This is a genomic window from Williamsia sterculiae (assembly GCF_900156495.1).
GTDB lineage: Bacteria > Actinomycetota > Actinomycetes > Mycobacteriales > Mycobacteriaceae > Williamsia_B > Williamsia_B sterculiae.
Genome location: NZ_FTNT01000011.1, coordinates 115,621 through 136,069, shown reverse-complemented (window position 1 = coordinate 136,069; position 20,449 = coordinate 115,621). Strand labels below are relative to the sequence as shown.

25 protein-coding genes are annotated in these 20,449 nt (G+C 67.6%); 13 read left to right on the top strand and 12 right to left on the bottom strand.

The window, feature by feature from the left end; translation table 11 throughout:
- On the bottom strand, positions 1-1,260 hold the full coding sequence (locus BW971_RS17105; protein WP_076482050.1) for a GNAT family N-acetyltransferase: 1,260 nt from the start codon (positions 1,258-1,260) through the stop codon (positions 1-3).
- Between the two features lie 169 nt (positions 1,261-1,429).
- Between BW971_RS17105 and BW971_RS17100 the strand changes: the two genes are divergently transcribed.
- Positions 1,430-1,903 (top strand): OsmC family protein, encoded by a 474-nt coding sequence (locus BW971_RS17100; RefSeq protein WP_076482047.1) that lies wholly within the window; start codon positions 1,430-1,432, stop codon positions 1,901-1,903.
- 40 nt (positions 1,904-1,943) lie between these two features.
- Positions 1,944-3,146, top strand: a complete 1,203-nt coding sequence (locus BW971_RS17095) for an endonuclease/exonuclease/phosphatase family protein (RefSeq protein WP_076482045.1) — start codon at positions 1,944-1,946, stop codon at positions 3,144-3,146.
- Here BW971_RS17095 and BW971_RS17090 read toward each other — a convergent pair.
- From BW971_RS17090 to BW971_RS17075, 4 genes are read right to left on the bottom strand one after another with little or no spacing between them, the layout of a single operon-like run.
- Positions 3,132-3,446: a barstar family protein gene (locus BW971_RS17090; protein ID WP_076482043.1), complete on the bottom strand. Its 315-nt coding sequence runs from the start codon at positions 3,444-3,446 to the stop codon at positions 3,132-3,134. The genes BW971_RS17095 and BW971_RS17090 overlap by 15 nt on opposite strands.
- Before the next feature lie 10 nt (positions 3,447-3,456).
- On the bottom strand, positions 3,457-3,855 hold the full coding sequence (locus BW971_RS17085; protein ID WP_076482041.1) for a guanyl-specific ribonuclease: 399 nt from the start codon (positions 3,853-3,855) through the stop codon (positions 3,457-3,459).
- A gap of 46 nt (positions 3,856-3,901) precedes the next feature.
- Positions 3,902-4,357, bottom strand: a complete 456-nt coding sequence (locus tag BW971_RS17080) for an SRPBCC family protein (protein ID WP_234974456.1) — start codon at positions 4,355-4,357, stop codon at positions 3,902-3,904.
- A 27-nt stretch (positions 4,358-4,384) separates the two neighbouring features.
- Entirely contained in the window at positions 4,385-4,993 is a 609-nt protein-coding gene (locus BW971_RS17075; RefSeq protein WP_076482036.1) for a TetR/AcrR family transcriptional regulator, read from the bottom strand.
- Between the two features lie 39 nt (positions 4,994-5,032).
- Between BW971_RS17075 and BW971_RS17070 the strand changes: the two genes are divergently transcribed.
- On the top strand, positions 5,033-5,872 hold the full coding sequence (locus tag BW971_RS17070; protein WP_234974455.1) for an alpha/beta fold hydrolase: 840 nt from the start codon (positions 5,033-5,035) through the stop codon (positions 5,870-5,872).
- Between the two features lie 6 nt (positions 5,873-5,878).
- Here BW971_RS17070 and BW971_RS17065 read toward each other — a convergent pair whose 3' ends face one another.
- Positions 5,879-6,175: a DUF503 domain-containing protein gene (locus BW971_RS17065; RefSeq protein ID WP_076482031.1), complete on the bottom strand. Its 297-nt coding sequence runs from the start codon at positions 6,173-6,175 to the stop codon at positions 5,879-5,881.
- A 13-nt stretch (positions 6,176-6,188) separates the two neighbouring features.
- Entirely contained in the window at positions 6,189-6,575 is a 387-nt protein-coding gene (locus BW971_RS17060; RefSeq protein ID WP_076482029.1) for a PIN domain-containing protein, read from the bottom strand.
- 60 nt (positions 6,576-6,635) lie between these two features.
- Here BW971_RS17060 and BW971_RS17055 point away from each other — a divergent pair, with 60 nt between their 5' ends.
- Positions 6,636-7,205: a mismatch-specific DNA-glycosylase gene (locus tag BW971_RS17055; RefSeq protein ID WP_076482026.1), complete on the top strand. Its 570-nt coding sequence runs from the start codon at positions 6,636-6,638 to the stop codon at positions 7,203-7,205.
- Between the two features lie 50 nt (positions 7,206-7,255).
- On the opposite strand, the gene BW971_RS17050 is transcribed toward BW971_RS17055, so the two are convergent.
- Positions 7,256-8,278, bottom strand: a complete 1,023-nt coding sequence (locus tag BW971_RS17050; protein ID WP_234974454.1) for an alpha/beta hydrolase family protein — start codon at positions 8,276-8,278, stop codon at positions 7,256-7,258.
- Positions 8,279-8,560: 282 nt separating this feature from the next.
- On the opposite strand from BW971_RS17050, the gene BW971_RS17045 reads away from it, so the two are divergent.
- Positions 8,561-9,568, top strand: a complete 1,008-nt coding sequence (locus tag BW971_RS17045; protein WP_076482023.1) for an alcohol dehydrogenase catalytic domain-containing protein — start codon at positions 8,561-8,563, stop codon at positions 9,566-9,568.
- A gap of 19 nt (positions 9,569-9,587) precedes the next feature.
- Here BW971_RS17045 and BW971_RS17040 read toward each other — a convergent pair whose 3' ends face one another.
- Positions 9,588-10,412, bottom strand: a complete 825-nt coding sequence (locus BW971_RS17040) for an SDR family oxidoreductase (protein ID WP_076482020.1) — start codon at positions 10,410-10,412, stop codon at positions 9,588-9,590.
- 162 nt (positions 10,413-10,574) lie between these two features.
- Between BW971_RS17040 and BW971_RS17035 the strand changes: the two genes are divergently transcribed.
- Positions 10,575-11,063, top strand: coding sequence for a phospholipase A2 (locus tag BW971_RS17035; protein WP_076482017.1), 489 nt, complete (start codon positions 10,575-10,577; stop codon positions 11,061-11,063).
- 4 nt (positions 11,064-11,067) lie between these two features.
- On the opposite strand, the gene ppk2 is transcribed toward BW971_RS17035, so the two are convergent.
- Positions 11,068-11,952, bottom strand: a complete 885-nt coding sequence (gene ppk2 / locus BW971_RS17030) for a polyphosphate kinase 2 (RefSeq protein ID WP_076482014.1) — start codon at positions 11,950-11,952, stop codon at positions 11,068-11,070.
- 242 nt (positions 11,953-12,194) lie between these two features.
- Here ppk2 and secA2 point away from each other — a divergent pair, with 242 nt between their 5' ends.
- From secA2 to BW971_RS16995, 7 genes are all read left to right on the top strand, one after another.
- Positions 12,195-14,759 (top strand): accessory Sec system translocase SecA2, encoded by a 2,565-nt coding sequence (secA2, locus tag BW971_RS17025; RefSeq protein WP_076482012.1) that lies wholly within the window; start codon positions 12,195-12,197, stop codon positions 14,757-14,759.
- Between the two features lie 22 nt (positions 14,760-14,781).
- Positions 14,782-15,435 carry a CDP-alcohol phosphatidyltransferase family protein gene (locus tag BW971_RS17020; protein ID WP_076482173.1) on the top strand — a complete coding sequence of 218 codons (654 nt, stop codon included), beginning with the start codon at positions 14,782-14,784 and terminating at the stop codon, positions 15,433-15,435.
- A gap of 114 nt (positions 15,436-15,549) precedes the next feature.
- Positions 15,550-15,951 (top strand): glycine cleavage system protein GcvH, encoded by a 402-nt coding sequence (gene gcvH / locus BW971_RS17015; protein ID WP_076482010.1) that lies wholly within the window; start codon positions 15,550-15,552, stop codon positions 15,949-15,951.
- Positions 15,952-16,173: 222 nt separating this feature from the next.
- Positions 16,174-16,623 (top strand): glycogen accumulation regulator GarA, encoded by a 450-nt coding sequence (gene garA, locus BW971_RS17010; RefSeq protein WP_407701232.1) that lies wholly within the window; start codon positions 16,174-16,176, stop codon positions 16,621-16,623.
- Positions 16,624-16,668: 45 nt separating this feature from the next.
- Positions 16,669-17,358, top strand: coding sequence for a transcriptional regulator FtsR (gene ftsR / locus BW971_RS17005; protein WP_076482004.1), 690 nt, complete (start codon positions 16,669-16,671; stop codon positions 17,356-17,358).
- A gap of 331 nt (positions 17,359-17,689) precedes the next feature.
- Complete coding sequence (locus BW971_RS17000) at positions 17,690-18,190, top strand: bifunctional nuclease family protein (protein WP_076482002.1); 501 nt, start codon at positions 17,690-17,692, stop codon at positions 18,188-18,190.
- Positions 18,191-18,497: 307 nt separating this feature from the next.
- Positions 18,498-19,118 carry a MerR family transcriptional regulator gene (locus tag BW971_RS16995; RefSeq protein ID WP_076482170.1) on the top strand — a complete coding sequence of 207 codons (621 nt, stop codon included), beginning with the start codon at positions 18,498-18,500 and terminating at the stop codon, positions 19,116-19,118.
- A gap of 15 nt (positions 19,119-19,133) precedes the next feature.
- Here the strand turns inward: BW971_RS16995 and BW971_RS16990 are convergent, their stop codons facing one another.
- Entirely contained in the window at positions 19,134-19,553 is a 420-nt protein-coding gene (locus BW971_RS16990; protein WP_076482000.1) for a VOC family protein, read from the bottom strand.
- Between the two features lie 4 nt (positions 19,554-19,557).
- Positions 19,558-20,433: a helix-turn-helix domain-containing protein gene (locus BW971_RS16985; RefSeq protein ID WP_076481998.1), complete on the bottom strand. Its 876-nt coding sequence runs from the start codon at positions 20,431-20,433 to the stop codon at positions 19,558-19,560.
- Positions 20,434-20,449 lie beyond the last annotated feature (16 nt).

Sequence of the window (20,449 nt, the reverse complement as noted above, 5' to 3'; positions counted from 1 at the left end):
TCAGAACGGGGTCAACGAGACCGGTGCGCGCAGGGTGACGAGAAGTCTCGCCAACTCGTCGACCGCTGCGCCGTGGATGCGGCCGGCTCCGGCCAGGGCGGCGACGGGCACGCCGCCGAGCACGGCCGACCCCAGCGCGGCGACGTCGAGGGTCACGTCGGTATCCGCGTCGCGCGTCCGTTCCACCGTCGCCGCGCCCTTGCTCACGGCGAGGCGATAGGTACCACCGGTGAATCCCTGGTCGTCGACGACGGTCAGGGTGACCTCACCGTCGACCAGATACGTCCGGGCCTCCAGCACCCGGGCCACGTCGAGGACCCGCAACCACAGGAAGTCACCGCGGGCGGACACCTCGTAGACATCGGGTTCGCGCAGCGCGTACCGCAACGGATCCTCGACCGGCGTGCGACGTCGGACGACGGTGGTGATCAGGTCCAGGTGTCCCAGGAAATCCCACAGCGCGAGATTCGCCTCCGGGGTGACCGCGACGAAGTCGCGCACCGTCGCCGTGGACGAGTCGTCGTCGACCTTCCAGGTCACCGATCCGGTGGGAACGCCGGTGTCGTCGATGTGGAGCGCATGCCTGACCGCCTCGTCGGGTTTGCCCGTGTGGTGGTCGAAGACACCCGCCAAGGCGTCGGTCAACCCCTGGCTACGGCTGACCGATCCGGCCGTGCGCCGGTGGAACTCGTCGAACACCGTATCGGCGTGTGCGAGATAGTCGGCCCGCGAGGTCATCTCGACCCGTCCGCTGGTCGGTACGTCGAGAGCGAAGCTGCGGTCGGTGCGCAGCGTCACCTGGTGGCTGACGGCCGCCGGCCCGAACCCGAATCGACGGTAGATCCCCGACTCGGAGACCGTGAGTGCGGCGAGCGGCAGCCCGCGGTCGTGCGCGACTGCGAGATCCGTGGTCATCAGCGAGCGCAGGATACCGCGCCTGCGGTGGGTGGCACGCACGGTGACGTCGGTGATCGCGTCCGCGGGCAGCAGCACCCCGTCGCCGAAACCGACTGTCTTGTCGTAGCTGAGGAAGGTGCCGACCGGATCGTCGGGGTCGCGGAACCCACCCGTGTCGTGGTCGTACATGGCGCGCAGACGTGCGTCGTTGCGGAGCATGTCGGCGAGCCACCGCCGAATCGTCTCCTCGCCGGGCCCCGCGCCGTGAAAACCGAGTTCCACCGCCCGTAGGAACTCCGCGGATGCGGGTTCGTCGGCCAGCACGGCCGATGAAGGTGCGAACGAGCGCATCTCGAGATCCATGAACCCCACCGTAGGGAGGGTGCGCGAGGCCCACCAGCCATTTTCCAGGACACCCGATCGGATCACACCCCTGCGATCACCCGGAGCGCAACTCTGTCGGCGTCTCGACAACATCGGCACTCTCACCGGAGAGAGTCGTCCCCCTTAGTCTGGAACCCAGGAGCGCACAGTGACATCGACAGTCCGCAGCAGCGTGGTCCCGTTCGTGATCGAGTCCACCGGAACCGGGGTGGCTCAGCACCTCACCACGCACGGTCCTAATCGGCACGAGTTCGACGCCGACGCCTATCCGGCCTTCGGTGGGCAGGACGCCGCGCCGAGCCCTCTGTTCTACGCGCTCGGTGCGTTGACCTCGTGTAACCAGGTCACCGCGGCGGTGGTGGCGAAGGATCTCGGGATCAGTCTGGGTGAGTTCTCGTTCCACGTGCAGGGCGATCTGGACACCGCGGTCCTGGTCGGCGGGGAGGACGGCAACGCGAATTTCGACGTGGTCACCGTCGCCGTCACCGTCCAGATCGATGCCACCGGTGTCGATTTCGACCGGTTCGTCGCAGAGGTGGAACGTCGATGCCCGGTCACCCAGTTGTTCGTGCGCAGCGGTGTGCGGTTCGAGAGCCACTGGGAGCGCACCGACCTGCCATGATCGTCGCCGCACCGATCGGTGATTCGGCATACTCGAGATCGTGATCCGTGATGAGGTGCCCACGCCGACCGTGGACCGTGCCCCCCACACGGTGGCGACGTCTCCCGGTGCGGCATTGCCCCCGCTGGACGAACTGCCGGAGTTCCGCCCCCACGCGGTCGACCTGATCGGTGCCGTGGCGCGGGCTGCCGGTCCGTGGATCGGTGCGGGATCGGTGCTGGGCGCGGTCGGTGGGATGGTCCTGCGCAGTGGCGTCGGCGGTGGTGCGTGGTCGGGTGCGGTGATCGGGGCATTCGCCGCCGTCGCGCACCGGACACCGGCGCCCGCCGCGTCGCAACTGGGTTCGGTGGCCGACCCGCTGCCGGTGGCCGACGAGACGTTGCGGGTGATGGAGTACAACGTGCACGGCGGTATGGGTGGACCAGGGCAATTCCTGGCCACTCCTGGGAAGTTGGACCACCTTGCCGAGACCATCCGGCGTGAGGATCCTGACATCGTGTTGCTGCAGGAGCTCGACCGGTTCGCCACCCGGTCGACCTACACCGACACTCTGGTGCAGCTGGCGCGCCGCCTCGACGCCACCGGGGCGGTGATGACACCGGGGGCGGAGAAGGCCACCGGCCGCCAGGAGGGCCCCGGGGTCATCACTCGCAACGGTGTGACCGTTATCGACGTCCGGGGTCTGCGGATCCCCGACGAGCTCGGTGAGGGCGTCACCAGACGGGCGGGGGCGGCGATCGACGCCTGGGCGAGGTTGCTGGGCCCGGCTCTGCGTCGTTTCGGTGTACGGCGACAGGATTGGCAGCCGTTCGGTGGTGTGCCGGAGTACCAACCGCGTACCGCCACCGACGCCATGGTGCGCACCGCGCGCGGCAACCACATCCGCGTTCTGTCCGGACACTTCGACCCACCCCGCGCCGGTTCCGACGAGCAGGCGCGCCAGGTGGTGCCCGTGGTGGCGGCGCTGGCCAAGTGGCCGGGCCCCACGGTCGTCGGTGCCGACTTCAACGTTCGCGACGGCTCCACCGAATTCGTGCGCGAACACGCGGTGTTCGCGGAGGCGGGACTGACCGAGGCCACCGCAGGCGCCCCCGAGAACAGCGACCGCATCTACGCGACTCCGCACCTCGCACCCTGTGATCCGCGCAAACTGGACACACCGGCGGGTGAGTCACCCGCCAGCGACCACGCGCCGGTCACGGTGGAACTGACCATCCGCTCGGGTGATTCAGCGCAGCCGTAGCGGCACGTGCACGTCGCGGAACACGTCCGCGATCCGCGTCATGGCGGAAGAACCATCGGTCGACTCGGCGCCGTTGTTGCTCAACGCTTTCCGGGATTCGTCGCTGTGCTCCCAGTCGAAGACGAAATCGCCGTCGTCGGGAGTGCCGAAACCGCCACGCAGGCAGTCTTCCAACGCGTCGAGGTTGTTACCGAAGTAGCCACCAGGACCGTTCACGGCCCGGCCGATCTCGACATAGAAATCCGCTGGGGTGGCGATCTTCGATCCATCGATCCGATAGACCTGCGGCGTACTCGACATGGGTCCGAGACTAGTCGGCACCGGTGATCTCACAGAAGCTCTCGTAGTGATCGCCGGTGTAGTAGTAGTGCGGAGGCTCGTTCACCGGGGTGCCACCGGTGACGATCCGACGGGTTCCACGGTTGGACGAACCCGGCGTCGGGACTGTGTACTCGTGGTAGTAGCCCGACGACTCGCTGGGCAGCAGGCCCTCACGGTTGGAGAAGACGACGCCGTCGTTGCTCGGGTAGGGGAAGGGCCCGTCGCTGTGGATGAGGTCCACGGTGTCGCCCGCCTGCGACGGCAGCGACGACAGCGCGCATGACGAGATGGCGGCCTCGGCGGTGGCGGTGCCGAAGAGGGTCGAGACGGCGATGACGGAGAGGGTCGCGCCGGTGGCGATACGGCGGCGGAACACTGTGGTGGACATGATCGGAACCCTGCCGCACGCATGTGACGGGGAGATGGCGAGCTCGTTAGCAGTCCTCATTGGTTTGGCCAACGCTCCGGGCTTCCACCAGTGCGCGGAGCCGACGCAGGTCATCGCGGACGGCGGCGCAGTCGTCCGCGAACTGCTCCTCGGTGGCATCGAGTCTGCGCACCGTGAAGATGACCTCTGCGCCGTCGGGATGGTGGAGCACGCGGAGTGGGTTGTTGACCACGGTGCCGTCGGGAAGGGTCACGTCGTGGTCGAGGACACCGAAGTCGTTGAGCGGTGCGAACCGCACGCGGACCTCACCGAACGGTGACGCCGCAACCGCGTCGGTACCGTCTCGTCGTACGCCCGACGCCAGGCCCGCGGCCCACCGCGGCAGGTTGTCGATGTCGGCGGCGTAACGGTAGACCGCGCCGGGCTCGGCGTCGACCACCACCGAGATGTGGTGGCTGGGCATCTCATCCGGACGATCGGTCGGGGATTGTGTTGATTCCATGGCGATTCCTCGGTTCTCTGCGGGTGGTCAGCATCCGGTGATGGTGGTGGTGACCATGTCGACGAACCAGTCCTGCCAGCGTGCAGGCGTCCAGCCGCGATCGTCGACAAGACTGAGCCACTGCCGCCGTGAGGCGATCACCCACATCGCGTCCACCACGTGTCCGGGCGGCTCCCGGTCGACGATCAGTCGTGTCGCCCAACGGACCTCGTCCCACCGGTTGCGCTCGCGTACCGTCAGGCGCGCCGCGGCGTCCTCATCGGTGACCGCGGCCTGGTCGAGCACGCTCTGGATGCGCGCCGACCGTTGATGCGCCGCACCGAGCCATCGCGCGCCCGCGCGAATCCGATCGTCCCGGTCGCCGACCCCCATGGCCTCGTACGCGGGCATCGTCCGCACCGGATTTCCCGTTCCCTCGGACAGGGCGTCGCCGATGCAAGCGTCCAGGAGCGCGAGCTTGCCGTCGAACTGTTGGTAGACGGTCTGGCGGGTGAGTCGACTCCGCTCGGCGACCTGCGCCATCGTCGTCTGCACCCACCCCTGTTCGACGAAGAGCTCGCTCGCCGTGGCGACCACCCGGGCACGATTCGTCCGCGCGCGTTCGGTGCGCAGCTCCGAGGAATATGTCCTGACCACCTGGTCAGTCTAGACATATTTGAAGTTACCCTGTGTAATGTGAAAAACCGCAGCGCTTCGGAGGTCGCCATGGAACCCCTCGCCATCACCACCCGGCTCGGGATCGCCCGCCTGTCCGTGGTCGGCAGCGGCACCCCGACCGTGTTCTGGCACAGCCTGTTCGTCGATGCACGAATGTGGGACCGGTTGCTGCCGTTACTGCCGTCGGGACGGTCGTTCTGGCTGGTCGAGGCGCCCAGCGACCGGGTGGGCGACATCGGTGACTGTGCGGAGGTCGCATCGGAGGTCGTGGAACGCATCCGACGGACACTGGGGGTGGACTCGGTGGACTGGGTCGGCAATGCCTGGGGCGGGCACGTGGGTATGCATATCGCAGCGACCCGGCCCGATCTGGTGCGCAGCCTGGTGGCCATCAGTGCGCCGACGGATCCGATCGGCGCCGGTCTGCGATGGAAGATCCGTGCACTGCTGCCGATCTACCGGTTGATCGGTCCCCGGGGACCGATCAACGCCACCATCGAGGAGACCGTCTTCACCGACGCCAGCCGCGCGCACGACCCCTACGCCGTGGATGTGCTGCGCAGTGCGCTACGCGCCCTCGGGCGGTCGAGGGTCATCGCCTCGATCCGCACCGCGGCGCTGAACCGAACCGACCTCACCTGGGCAGCACGGCGACTCCGGTGTCCGACGGTGTTCGTGGTGACCGACGATCGCGGGGAGTGGTCACCGGAGCGGGCGCAGGAGGTGGCCGCGGAGATGTCCGCCGTCGACGTCGTCACGATCACCGGTGCGCGGATCATCCCCGCGCTGGAGCAACCCGAGGCCCTCGCGTCCGCGTTGACCGAATTCTGGTCGCGGGCTGCCGTGGCCGGCCGTTGAGGCGCCTCATATGTCGTCGTGGGTGACGATACGGCGACGCACCGCGACCAACTCGACCTCCGGCCGCGCGGCTACGGATCGTTCGACGGTGTCGAGGACCTCGACGAGGTGCGCGCGATCCGCGGCGACGGCGCCGACCCCGACTGCGGCGCGACGATGCAGGTCCAGGTGATCGACCTCGGCCGCCGACACCGCGAACTTCCTACGAATCTCGGCCACGATCGGTTTGATCACCGAGCGTTTGGCCTTCAGCGAGTGCACGTCGCCGAGAATCAGATCGAACTGCAACCAACCAATCCACATGGTTGCGACGACCTTACGGCAGGACCGACGGTCCCACCACCTCCGCACCGAGGGCGGTGACCCGGCGACGCAGCTCCCGGTCGGCGGTGACCACCACACACCGGCGGCCCTGGTTCTCGGCGACCGCCTCGACGATCCGGTCATCACCCGAACCCGGTGCCCGCAGCGTCGTCACGGTGGAGCTCGCCGAGACGGTCGCCGCCTGCCCCTCGACCACCATCACCACCTCGACGGGCGCACCCGTGGTCGGTAATCCCTGCTCGGCGAGGTCGCCCAACCGGTCGCGCAACCGCTCGGTGAAACCATGCCGATCGCGCCACCACCCGTTGGGCGTGGAACCCACCACGTTGGCGGCGTCGACGACGACGAGGGGGAGAGCGGTGTCCGCGACGTCCGGCATGTGGCGATCCTCCCAGGTCCGCTCCGCGTCAGGGGAGCGGACGGGCGCTACGGTCGTCAGATGGCGCTCACCCGTGCCGAACTACAGGCTCACGTCGGCGGTCTCGTCGACGATCTGCTGGGTGACGACTGCCGGTTGTTGTTCGTCGGCATCAACCCGGGTCTGGTGTCGGCCGCGGTGAACGCCCATTTCGCCCGTCGCGGCAACCGCTTCTATCCCGCGTTGCAGGCGGCGGGCCTCACGGACCGTGTCATCGATGCATCGACCGGGATGTCGGACAGGGACCGCGATGCCCTGACCCGCCGCGGTATCGGCATCACCAACATCGTCGGACGGGCGTCGGCCAAGGCCACCGACCTCGACAGCGACGAACTACGACGCGGAGCCGACGAACTCGCGGCGAAGGTGGAGCACGTCACCCCGGCCGTGGTGGCGATTCTGGGCGTCGGTGCCTACCGGATCGCCTTCGACCGACCAGGCGCGGTGGTCGGGAGGCAGGAGGCCCGGCTCGGCGGTGCGGAGCTGTGGGTGGCACCCAACCCGAGCGGACTCAACGCCCACGAGACGGTCACGTCACTCGGCCGGGCGTACCACGAGATCGCTGTGGCCGCCGGCGTCGTCGACCGCTGACAGCCGTCCAGGGCGGCGCGGGCGATCGCCGATCAGTTCGACGCGGCGACTCACTTGATGTGGTCGTCGAACCATTTGATGAGTTTGTCGGGGTGTTGGCCGAAGTGGTTGTAAGCGTAGAACCGCTGATTGGAGTCCTCGATCCAGAGCAGCTCTTTGTCATGCGCGCCGATGGCGTCGAAGATCTCCTGACCGTCGGTCTCGGCGTCGATGAGGAAGTCGCGGCGCAGTTGTGCCAGCAACGTGGGAACGGTGACCGCGTGCGCGTACAGCTGCGGCGCCTCGTCGTCCAACCGCTGCCCACACAAGCCCACGAGCTTGTCCGCCAACGCTTCGCGCGCCTTGTTCGGGTCGAGGCCGATGTTTCTGGCACCCTGTTCGATGAACGTCTTGCCCGATACCGAGTTGAGAACCACCAAAGCCTGCACACCACCGAATTCTTCGGGCCAGTGATGCATCGCGACAATGGTGGAGTTGCCGCCCATGCACCGGCTGTAGAGGCCGAGCTTCATCGCGGCCAACTGATCCTGACTACGCACGTAACGCAGTGACCCGACCACATCGCGGGCCTCGATCAACCCCAGGCCGCTGGTGACCCCATTGGCGTCGCTGCTCAGACCGTGGTTGCGCAGGTCGTAGGTCAAGATGTTGTAACCGGCGTCATGCAGAAACCGCAGCTCGGTGAGGAAGTCGACCTCAAATCCACCGAACACCGCGAGGTCCGTCTTCCAGGGTTCCAGATGGCCCGGGAAACCATAGCGGTTGCACGTCATCGGGTGGTTGACGACCAGCAGACGGTCCGATCCGGCGGCAGGGATCAACCAGGCCTCGAGCGCCACGCCGTCCCGGGAGGGGAACTGGACCTCCTCATAGTCCAGGCCGACATCGCTGGGTCGTTTGAGGACGGAGGTGCGAGCACCGTGGGCGAACATCTGAGCGTATTGATCCACCAAGCCCTGCAGCTTCTCGTCATCGGTGCCGTCGGGCTGCGGGAGAGACGACAGGTCGCGATCAACCTGACCAAGGTCCTTGTCGACGTCGATCTGCTCACCCTTGCTGTTGAACGCGATCATCCGGTCTCCTCTGTGGTACTGGATCGTCGGTCCGGGACGGCTGTCAGCGAGTTCCGCCGAACCGGATCAGTCGCGGGCAGCTGACGAAGGCATGCCACCCACAGACGATCTTGCCCATGGCGTCGCCGAATTTCCAGGCCCAGAGAGGGGGGCTGGCCGTGACTGGTTGGTGCCACCCGGCGGGAGTAGCATCCGGCCGCTGGTCTGCCAAAGAGCCTGCAGCGCATCACACGCCCATCACCCTCGCACCCGCAGTCCGCAGATACGCCTGATAATAGGTCGGTGCGAGCCGTGGTGTACGAGAAGTTCGGTGCCCCGATGGCGGTGCGTGACATCGCCGAGCCGTCGTGTCCCGCGCACGGCGTGGTGGTATCGGTGGCTGCGACCGGTCTGTGCCGCAGTGACTGGCACGGGTGGAAGGGTCACGACCCCGACATCCCGTTGCCGAACGTGCCCGGCCACGAGCTGGCCGGAACTGTCGTCGACGTCGGTGACGACGTGCGGCACTGGGAGCTCGGCGCGCGTGTCACGGTGCCGTTCGTCTGCGCGTTCGGTGACTGCGGCGCGTGCCGTCGAGGCGATCAGCAGGTGTGTGAGCGCCAGACCCAACCCGGATTCACCCACCCGGGGTCGTTCGCCGAACGCGTGGCACTCGACCACGCCGACGTGAACCTGGTCGCCCTGCCCGACGACATCGACTTCGACACCGCCGCCGGTCTGGGATGTCGTTTCGCCACGGCGTACCGGGCCGTCACGCAGGTGGCGCAGGTGCGATCCGGTGAGACCGTGGCCGTCCACGGCTGCGGCGGGGTCGGGCTGTCGGCGGTGATGATCGCCGCCGCCCGTGGCGCTCGGGTCATCGCGATCGACCCGTCACCGGTCAGCCTCGACCTGGCGCTTTCCCTGGGCGCGACCACGGGTGCGCGCACCGCCAACGAGCTGGACGACATCGACGTCTCCATCGACGCGTTCGGCGCCGCGGGCACCATGCGCGCATCCATCGCGTGTCTGCGCCCCCGCGGGCGTCACGTACAGGTGGGGCTGCTCGGCGACGACGCCGCGCCCGCGGTCCCGATGGGACTCGTCGTCGCCCGCGAGCTGCAACTACTCGGTAGCCATGGCATGGCCGCACACACCTATCCGGCGATGCTGGCCGAGATCGCGGCCGGCACCCTGCGTCCCCAGAAACTCCTACGCGACGTGATCGACCTCGGCGCCGCGCCCGCACGTCTGATGGCGCTCGGCGAGCCAGGCGCCGGTGCGGGCGGGGTCACCGTCGTCCACCCGTGACACGACCTCCGGGACGGTCTCAGCCCTGCGCCTCCAGTGCGACGTCCTGCCATTCCTCCCAGTTCGCGATGCGACTCTCGTAGTCCGCCTTGGCGATACCGAGCGGAGCCGCACCGAAGAACACCCGCAGCGGCGGCTGCTCGGCATCGATCACCTTGAGCAGCGCACGCGCGGACGCCTGCGGGTCTCCCGGCGTGCCGCTGCGCTTCTTCCGACCCTCCAGGGCCTTCTCGTGCGCTTCGGCGTACGCGTCGAGCTGGGTGGCGTGCTTGGCCGACGGACCGCTCCAGTCGGTGCTGAAGCCACCCGGTTCGATGAGCGTGACGTGGATGCCGAAGTCGGCGACCTCTTGCGCCAGGGACTGCGAGAAACCCTCCAGGGCCCACTTCGACGCGTGGTACAGCCCCACCAACGGGAATGCGCTGATCCCCCCGATCGAGGACACCTGCAGGATGTGCCCGCTCTTCTGCTCCCGCATGAAGGGCAAGGCGGCCTGCGTGATCCACAACGCGCCGAAGACGTTGGTCTCCAGCTGGGCTCGAGCCTCGGACTCGCTGACCTCCTCGACGAAGCCGAACAGGCCGTAACCGGCGTTGTTGATGACGATGTCGAGGCGGCCGAAGGTGTCGTGAGCCTTCGTGACGGCCGCGAAGTCGGCGTCACGATCGGTGACGTCCAACTCGATCGGCAGCAACGAATCACCGTACTTCGTGACCAGATCGTCGAGCGTCGAGGTGTCACGCGCGGTGGCGGCCACCTTGTCGCCTCGCTCGAGTGCGGCAATGGCCCACTCGCGACCGAATCCGCGGGACGTGCCGGTGATGAACCAGACTTTTTCACTCATGTTCGCAACCTCTCCCTCATCGATGCCGTCGGACGGCACATAGGGACTGCAACCTGCGGGCGGGTGCCCGCCATTCCCGTCCGCCGGTCCTGTCGTCGGCAATTCATTCGGAATTCAGTCGCTGCGGATCTCGGGGCCACCGGGAGATGATGATCTCCGGTGATGACCAGATTGCGCGTCGCCGTCGCGACCCTCGTCCTCGTCGTCTTCGCCGTCCTCGGTGGTCAGGCGACCGCCCACGCAACCCCCACCGAGCAGTACCCCATCGATCCTGCCGCGCAGGCGGCGTCGCAGGTGTACCCCGGCCCGCCGGTGTCCGCGCGGTCGCGGTCGGCCACGGCCGCCGCGTTCGTCTCGGTGCCGAGCAATTACGTCTACGACACCAACCTGGTGCCGGTCGCGCGGCACGACTACTGCACCTCGTCGCCGGACAGCTACTTCGCGGCCGACTTCCGCGGTCCGTGCGCCCGACACGACCTCTGCTATGACCGGGCCGACACCGCGGGCACCGACTACACCGCCTGCAACTCCGCGCTGCGCACCGACCTGAAGACCAACTGTGCCTACGCGTACGGCTCGGGCACCGCTCTCACCACCTGCAAGGCGACGGCCGACGTCTATTGGGCAGCGGTGACCGCGACCCATCTGTGACAGGTCAGAACCCAGCCTCCGGGTCGCCCAGCAACGCGGCCGCGTGGTCGGGTACATACGTCGACAACGACCGCGACGGTCGCCGGTAGTTGCCCGACTCGATCGGTCGTTTGGGCAATTTCACGGCCGGTCGCGGGACTTCGGCGTAGTCGATCGTGGACAGCAGGTGCGACATCATGTTCAGTCGCGCGTGCTTCTTGACGTCGGACTCCACCACGAACCACGGCGACAACGGGGTGTCGGTGTGCACCATCATCTCGTCCTTGGCCCGGGAGTAGTCCTCCCAGCGGTACACCGACTCCAGATCCATCGGGCTCAGCTTCCACTGCCGCACCGGATCGTTCAGCCGGGAGCGGAACCGTCGCAACTGCTCCTCCTCGGACACCGAGAACCAGTACTTGCGCAACGTGATCCCGTCCTCGATCAGCATCTGCTCGAAGATCGGGGTCTGGCGCAGGAACAGTGAATGCTCCTGCGGGGTACAGAATCCCATCACCCTTTCCACCCCGGCGCGGTTGTACCAGGACCGGTCGAACAGCACGATCTCGCCGGGCGCGGGCAGGTGGGCGATGTAACGCTGGTAGTACCACTGACCCCGTTCCCGGTCGTTGGGTGCGGGCAGCGCCGCCACCCGCGCGACCCGTGGACTCAGGTATTCGGTGATGCGTTTGATGGTCCCGCCCTTGCCCGCCGCATCGCGCCCCTCGAAGATCACCACCACGCGCTGGTGGGTGTCGCGCACCCATTCCTGCAGGGTGACCATCTCCGTCTGCAACCGGAACAGTTCGGCCTCGTACGCGGCTTTCGGGAGTTTGGCCCGTTTCGGTGTACGGCCGTCACCGGACGCCGTGGAGCCGGCCTTGTTCTTCGTCCCAGCATGCTTGGCCATCGTCGGATTCTACCGGTCGCGCCACCGTCGGACCGGGCCGATGAAACAGCCCGCCGAGCCGATGACGCATCACCGCTGCGTCGCCGTCCCGCCGGCGGCCACTCGCGGGTCCGCCCGGACACGACCGCGAGATCGGTACAGCCTCCCGCGTACCGTGGAGCGCGGCAGAATCGCCGGGTGGCGCGGCTGCACGACAACCCGAACGCACGACAACCTGCACCTACGACGAGGAGTACAGCTCGGTGGGAAAGCTCACGAACAACATGTGGCGGCTGCTCGGAGCGCAGTCATCGCGCAACCAGTCGAAGTCGGTCGCACTGCTCAAGGATGCGGCGGGTCACGACGACTGGGCTGCCGGGTTGGACGACGCCGAGCTCGCCCCCGCAGCGGAGAAGCTGGACATCACCGATCCGCAGGGCACCGACCGGGCCAAGTTCCTCGCGCTGGCCCGCGTGGCCGCCGACCGAAGCCTGTCGATGCGACCGTTCGACGTGCAGTTGCAGGGTGCGTTGCGTCTGCTCGAGGGCGATGTCGTCGAGATGGCCACCGGTGAGGGAAAGACTCTCGCCGGGGCCATCGCCGCGATCGGATACGTGCTGCAGGGCCATCGCGTGCACGTCATCTCGGTCAACGACTACCTCGCCGAGCGCGACGCCGCATGGATGAAGCCGCTGTTCGACAGCTTTGCGATCTCCTCGGGTTCGGTGTCGGAGAAATCCGATCGCGAGGCCCGCCGGACGGCGTACGCCGCCGACATCACCTACGCCTCGGTCAACGAGGTCGGATTCGACGTGCTGCGCGACCAGCTGGCCGTCCGTGATGCGGAGCTGGTGTCGCCGAAACCCGACGTCGCGATCATCGACGAGGCCGACTCGGTCCTGGTTGACGAGGCGTTGGTGCCGCTCATCCTGGCCGGTGCGGCGGCGGGTGAGGTCCCCGATCGTCCCATCCACGACGCCGTGGCGAAGCTGAAGAAGAACCACTACGAGGTCGACGCCGACGGCCGCAACGTCTACCTCACCGACGAGGGCGCGGAATTCCTGGAGAGCGAGCTCGGCGGTATCAACCTCTACGACGAGGAGCACGTGGGCACCACGCTGGTGCAGGTCAACGTGGCCATGCACGCGCACCTGCTGGTGGAGCGGGACGTGCACTACATCGTCCGCGACGGTGGTGTGCACCTGATCAACGCCTCCCGTGGACGCGTCGCCCAGCTGCAGCGTTGGCCGGACGGCTTGCAGGCCGCGGTGGAACTGAAGGAAGGGCTGGCCCAGACCGATTCCGGTGAGGTCATCGACACCATCACCGTGCAGGCGCTCATCGGCCGCTACCCCAAGGTGTGCGGGATGACCGGCACAGCCCTGGCTGCCGGTGAGCAGTTCCGTCAGTTCTACGAACTGGCCGTCTCGCAGATCCCGTTGAACACGCCGAACACCAGGATCGACGAGACCGACCAAGTCTACGACAACAAGGCGAACAAGGCCGAGGCCGTGGTGCAGTACGTCAAGGACGTGCACGAGACCGGACAACCCGTGCTCATCGGTACCCACGACGTCGCCGAATCCGAGGAGCTCGCCTACCTGCTGGGCAAGGCGGGCGTCGAGTCGGTGGTACTGAACGCGAAGAACGACGCCGAGGAGGCGAAGATCATCGCCGAGGCGGGCGCGCTGAACGCGGTCACCGTGTCCACACAGATGGCCGGTCGCGGTACCGACATCAAGCTCGGCGGCTCCCGTGGCGAGAAGGACGGCAAGAGCACCGGCGCGCGCGACCAGATCGTCGAGCTCGGCGGACTCTGTGTGGTGGGCACCGGGCGCCACGACACCCAGCGTCTCGACAGCCAGCTGCGGGGTCGCGCCGGCCGCCAGGGCGATCCGGGACGGTCGATCTTCTTCTCCAGCCTCGAGGACCCGGTGGTCACCAGGAACCTCGCCTTCAAGCGTGACCCGGTGTCACCCAATCCCGATGGGTCGATGGCGGCGAAGGGTGTGGACCTCATCGAACAGGCCCAGCGGGTTGCCGAGGGCGTGATGCTGGAGTTGCACGCCAACACCTGGCGGTACAACAAGTTGGTCAACCAGCAACGCGAGATCGTGGTCAAGCGCCGGATGGAACTGCTGACCACCGACGCGGCCGTCGACGAATTGGCCGAGCTGGAACCGGAGCGCTACCGGCAGTTGACCGGGGAGACCGAGCAGCAGACCCCGTCCACCGGAGAGTCCGCCGCCGCAGCGGAGAGCGCCCCGGAGGAGGGCGCCCCAGAGAAGAACACCCGGACCGACACCGGCACGGTCGACGAGCCCGAGGTCGCGAAGGACACGGTCGAGGAGGCCGAGGCCGACGAGAAGACCGTCGACGCGGCCACCGACGACCCCGCCGCAGAGACGGTCACGGCGGACGAGGACACCGCCGAGGGCACGCTGCCCGCGGTGGAACCGGTGGAGCGGGAGGTGTTGGTCCAGGCCTGCCGCGAGATCATGCTCTACCACCTCGACCGTGCGTGGGCCGACCATCTGGCCTTCGTCTCCGACGTCCGCGCGTCGATCCACCTGCGTTCGCTGGGACGACAGAGTCCGCTGGACGAGTTCCATCGGCTGATCCTCGACGAGTTCGCGAAACTCCCGGGCGAGGCCGTGGACAACGCCCGGAAGACGTTCCGTGACATCGCGATCACGGCGGATGGGGTGGATCTCGACGCGGCCGACCTGCGTCGGTCGACCACCACGTGGACCTACATGGTGCACGACAACCCCTTCGCCTCCGGCGGCGCGAAGGCCCTGCAGGGTGTCATCGGCATCTTCCGCTGACCGGAGCTGATTGGATGAGGGTGTGACCGACTCGCACGCACCCCGCACCCCCGACTCCGGCGAGCCCCCGCCGCAGACGGGGACCGACGCGGCGCCCAGCGAGCGCATCGCCACGATTCCCAACGCGCTGAGCGCGCTGCGGTTACTGCTGGTGCCGGTGTTCTGCTGGCTGTTGTTGGGGCCACATGCCGATGCCTGGGCGTTCGCGGTGCTGTTCGTCTCCGGCGCGTCTGACTGGGCCGACGGCAAATTGGCCCGGTTGCTGAACCAGTCGTCCAAGATCGGCGCGTTGTTGGACCCCGCCGCGGACCGCCTGTACATGGTGGTGATCCCGATCTGCTTCGGCCTGCGTGAGATCCTGCCGTGGTGGATCATCGGCGTGCTCGTGGGGCGCGACCTACTGCTGTTGGCGAGCGGTCCACTGCTCAAGTCGCGCGGGCTGACGGCGCTGCCGACGGTCTACGTGGGCAAGGCCGCGACGTTCTCGCTGATGTCAGCGTTCCCGTTTCTGCTTCTCGGCGAACTCGATTCGATCATCGGCGACATCTTCCATCCGATCGGCTGGGCGTTCCTCATCTGGGGTCTGTACATGTACGTGTGGTCGTTCGTCGTGTACTGGGTGCAGACCGTGCTGGTGCTCACCCGGATGCCTGCGGTCGGTAAGAGCGGGCGGTAGGACACGGGTTAGAGTCTGGGCGACACCCGGACGACGAGTCGGCGAGTACGTGAATCATCCGGCACGAGAACTACCGGTATCGAGAACTTCCAGCACGAAAGAGGCGGCCATCCCGTGAGTGACAGCCAGGTACCCGACGACCTCCGATACACCGCCGAACACGAGTGGGTTCAGCAGGTCGGTGATCGGGTGGTCCGGATCGGGATCACCGATTACGCCCAGCAGGCACTCGACGACGTCGTGTTCGTGCAACTCCCCGCCGTCGACGACGGCGTGGAGGTCGGGGAGTCGTTCGCGGAACTCGAGTCCACCAAGAGCGTGTCCGACATCTTCGGACCGATCGATGGGACCGTCAGCCGGATCAACGGCGATCTCGACGGGTCGCCCGAACTGGTGAACTCGGATCCCTACGGCGCGGGTTGGCTGGTGGAGATCACGGTCGGCGACGACATCGACCTCAGCGCGGCGTTGGCCGAGATGCTCGACCCGGCGGGGTACCGCGCGATCATCGAGTGAGGCGCGGGTGTCGGGTGACGGATGGGTCGGTCACGCCCATCGACGACACCACGGGCGGCTAGGATCTCTCTGACACCTCGTGTGACGACGTCACGCGTCGGCTGTCGACCGTGACTACCGTGACACGTGAGCAACAGGTGCGGTGGCGCGCCCCGACGAGGGTCTCCGCAGGACCGGTACGGGTTCGTATCGGGCAGGGCGTACGACGACAAGGAGTAGTTGGTGAGCGACAACGACAAGGACCTCGAGGCCCCGGTCGAGACGACCTCGGTGTTCCGGGCCGATTTCATCAAGGAGATGGAGCAGGGCGCCCCGGCGGCCTCGGGTCAGGAGTCGGGAGAGTCCGGTGTCGAACGGCTGGCCCCGGGTACCGCACTGCTGGTGGTCAAGCGTGGTCCCAACGCCGGGTCGCGATTCCTGCTCGATCAGGCCACGACGTCCGCGGGGCGCCATCCCGACAGCGACATCTTCCTCGACGACGTCACGGTGAGCCGTCGGCACGCCGAGTTCCGACAGAACGACAAGGAGTTCCAGGTCGTCGACGTGGGCAGTCTCAACGGCACCTACGTGAATCGCGAACCGGTCGACTCCGCGGTGCTCTCCAACGGTGATGAGGTCCAGATCGGCAAGTTCCGTCTGGTGTTCCTCAGTGGACCGCGCGACGAGTCGTAGGTCGGGTCGGTGACCGCTCCGTCGACGGGAGGTCAGGAGGGCTCGATGTCGATCGGCGCGGTCCTGGACCGGCTGCGCGGCGAGTTCTCCGACATCACCATCTCCAAGATCCGGTTCCTCGAATCCGAGGGACTGATCACCCCGCAACGCTCGCCGTCGGGGTACCGCCGGTTCACGGTGGCCGACTGTGAACGATTGCGGTTCGTGCTGACCGCGCAGCGCGATCGGTATCTGCCGCTGAAGGTGATCCGCGAGCAGCTCGACGCGATCGACCGCGGCGAACGCGTCGACGGCGACGGATCCACCCGGTTGCTGTCGTCGGTGAAATCGTGGGTGGCACCGGCCACCGACTTCTCCGAGCTCGGCGCGGGTCGGTTGTCGCGGGAGACGCTGATCGAACGCACCGGGGTCGACGCAGAGTTCGTCACCGAACTCCGGCGCAACGGACTGCTCTCCGCGGGACCCGGGGGCTTCTTCGACGAGGACGCGGTGCGACTGGTCGAGGCGGCGTCGGCGCTGGCCGCATACGGGCTGGAAACCCGACATCTCCGGGCGTTCAAGGTCTCCGCCGACCGCGAGGCCGGGTTGGTGGGGCAGATCGCCAAACCCATCGCGATGGGTCGCGGTGCGGGTGCGCGCGACCGCGCCGAGGAGATGATCCGGGAGGTCGCGGCGCTCTCGGTCACCCTGCACACCCAACTGGTCAAAGCGGCCGTTCGCGACGTCTTGGACTGAGCGTCGCACGGCGGCACCAGATCGGGTCGACGGCGGCGTGGGCGATCCGACTGCACTGTGCGGCATGTCTTTCGGTGTGTCAGCGGGGCAGGTCCGCGCCAACTGATGCGGATCGACGGGCGGTGTAGCGTCGGTGAGGACCGGTGGCAGACCGGATCGCGCGGCCTGCGCCCGGGTCGCGCACTTCGGTCGAGCAGTCGGTGGGGTTGCCATACGATGGACAGATGTGGCGGTCGAGCACCGGACCGCTGTATCGCCCATCCTCACGGGAGAATCTCAGGCGGGAGTTCGAGTCGGATGAACGAGACGCAGATGCGCAGCGAGATGCGACATGGGTGAGATGCGTGTGGTGGGGATCCGGGTGGAACCGCCACAGAGTCAACCGGTGCTGCTGCTCCGCGAGGTGTCGGGGGAGCGCTACCTGCCGATCTGGATCGGACAGAGCGAGGCCGCGTCGATCGCCCTCAAGCAAAAGGGCGTGGAACCGCCCCGGCCACTGACCCACGACCTGATCGTCAACCTCATCACGGCATTCAACCAAGAGCTCGTCGAGATCCGGATCGTGGACATGCAGGAGGGCACCTTCTATGCCGAGATGGTCTTCTCAGGCGACCTGCGGGTTTCCGCGCGGCCGTCCGACGCGGTGGCCGTCGCCATGCGAGCCGACGTCCCGATCATCGCCGAGGAGGCGGTGCTCACGGAGGCCGGCCTGCTGATCCCGGACGAGGACTCCGACGAGGGTGACGAGGTCAAGGAGGACGAGGTGGAGAAGTTCAAGGAATTCCTCGACTCGGTCTCACCCGACGACTTCAAGGCCAGCGGGGGCGCCTGATAGTCAGGCCGATGGGCGCGGCGAGCGTCAAGGTCACGGAACGAGATCCGGCACATCACGATTGTGCTCAACCTCGAGTTGAGGTCGAGGCTTGCGGCGCGGCACGTTGATACCCCCTCCGCCGGGCCATACCGTTTGCTTCATCGCCCCGGATTGCCGTGGCGCACACATCAGCAGGGTCGGGGCGCGTAACCTAGGGTCGACGACGGCGAGGATCGGCTCGTCGTGGGTGGACCGTGACGACACGAACCCCACCCGACGCATGCGAGGAGTGGCAGTGGTCGAGCAGTCGCGCGGCACCGGAGAACTGGATTCGCCCGGGAACACCCCTGGCTCGACCGCTCCTGCGGACACCGTGACCACCGCCACCCAGGGGTCGCTCGACGACATCGCCCCGGGGTTGTTCCCCAACGACACCGTGCCCGACGAACTCGTCGGCTACCGGGTGCCGAGTGCCTGCCAGATCGCGGGTATCACCTATCGACAGCTCGACTACTGGGCCCGTACCTCATTGGTGGTCCCGTCCATCCGCGGCGCCGCGGGCTCGGGCAGCCAGCGGCTGTACTCGTTCAAGGACATCCTGGTCCTGAAGATCGTCAAGCGGCTACTGGACACCGGTATCTCGCTGCAGAACATCCGCGTCGCCGTCGACCACCTGCGCCAACGCGGGGTCGAGGATCTGGCCAGGATCACCCTGTTCTCCGACGGCACGACCGTCTACGAATGCACCTCCGCGGAGGAGGTCGTCGACCTGCTGCAGGGCGGTCAGGGAGTGTTCGGTATCGCCGTCAGCGGCGCGATGCGGGAGTTGAGTGGCACCATCGCCGACTTCCCCGGCGAACGCGCCGCCGACGGCGCGGTCAGCGAGACCGCACCAGAGGACGAGTTGGCGGCCCGCCGCAAGTCTCGCGCGCAGCGCACGGGCTAGGGCGCGGCGCGGGGATCAGGCCTTCGATGGTTCTCCGGCGTAGGTGCCGATCGACCACAGGTTGCCCTCCGGATCGGCGATGGTGAACTCGCGCGAACCGTAGTCGGTGTCCTGCAACGGACGGATGATCGTCGCGCCGAGACGCTCGGCCCGATCGAACAGCTCGGCCACATCGGTCGCCACCAGGTAGGTCCCCGCGGTGCCCGGTTCACGAGACCACTCTGCCCCGGGCTTGTGGCTGCCGAACATGATGCTGCCGCCCCCGGGCCAATCGAGCTGGGCGTGTGCGATCTGATCCCCGTCCCGGTAGACGACGTTCTCCACGAATCCGAGGTCGGTGAGGAAGCGCAGCTGGGCGTCGGCGTCGTGGGCCTGAAAGGTCGGGAAGACGCCGGGGTGGGTCGAGGCGGTGTTGTCGTCTGCAGTGTTGTTCATGTCGTCAGTCTTCGTGATAGGTGTGCCCGCCGGCTTGAATGTTTCGGCGCTCGGCGGCAATCCACTCGGTCGGCGTCACACCGAGGAACGCGCCCACCTCGCGGGTGAGGTGCGCGTGGTCGGCGTAACCGCAATCCGCGGCAACCCCGGCCAACGACGGCGTGCGACCGGCACGTACCGCGGCGGTGATCCGGCCCAGCGCGTGCTCGAACCGCATCAACCGGGCCGCCTGCTTGGGGGTGACACCGAACTCGCGGGTGAACTCGGTGCGGAGTTGGCGTGGCGACAACGCCACCCGCTGGGCCACCGACTCGACGGCGATCGCGCCGCGACGCGTCCGCAGGATCCGCCAGGCCGCGACGACGTCGGTGCGCGCCCGCCGGCCCGGCGCGAGTGTCGAGTGCTCGGCGTTCGCGGCGGCGGCGCGGAACCGATCGGCGACGAGTGCGAACCGCTGTTCCCACCCGGCGGCGTCACCGACCCGCTCCCACAACTCGTGGTCACGGCGGCCCAGTACCTCCGGCATGCTGATCGGTCCGGTCAGCTCGGCGACCGGCACCCCGAACACCGCCCGGCAGGCCAGCGGGTCGACCGCGAGCTGGACGCCTTCCTGTCGGCTGGGTTGCACGATGTGCGCCGCGCCGGTGTGCAGTCCGGACAGCACGATGTCGGACGTCGAGACCCGTCCGGCGGCCAGATCGTCACCCGACCAGGCACCGACGACCGGGCCGTCGACGCTGAGGATGAAGGTCAGCGATGCGCTGGGCACGCCGAGGTGCGTCCCCGGCTCGACGCCGGCGGCGCGGTAGCCGACGCAGCTCGACGCGCCCGGGACGGATCCCGGCGGGGTCGTGGTGAACTCCAACTGCCCGGACGGCATGACCTCAGTATGGGAC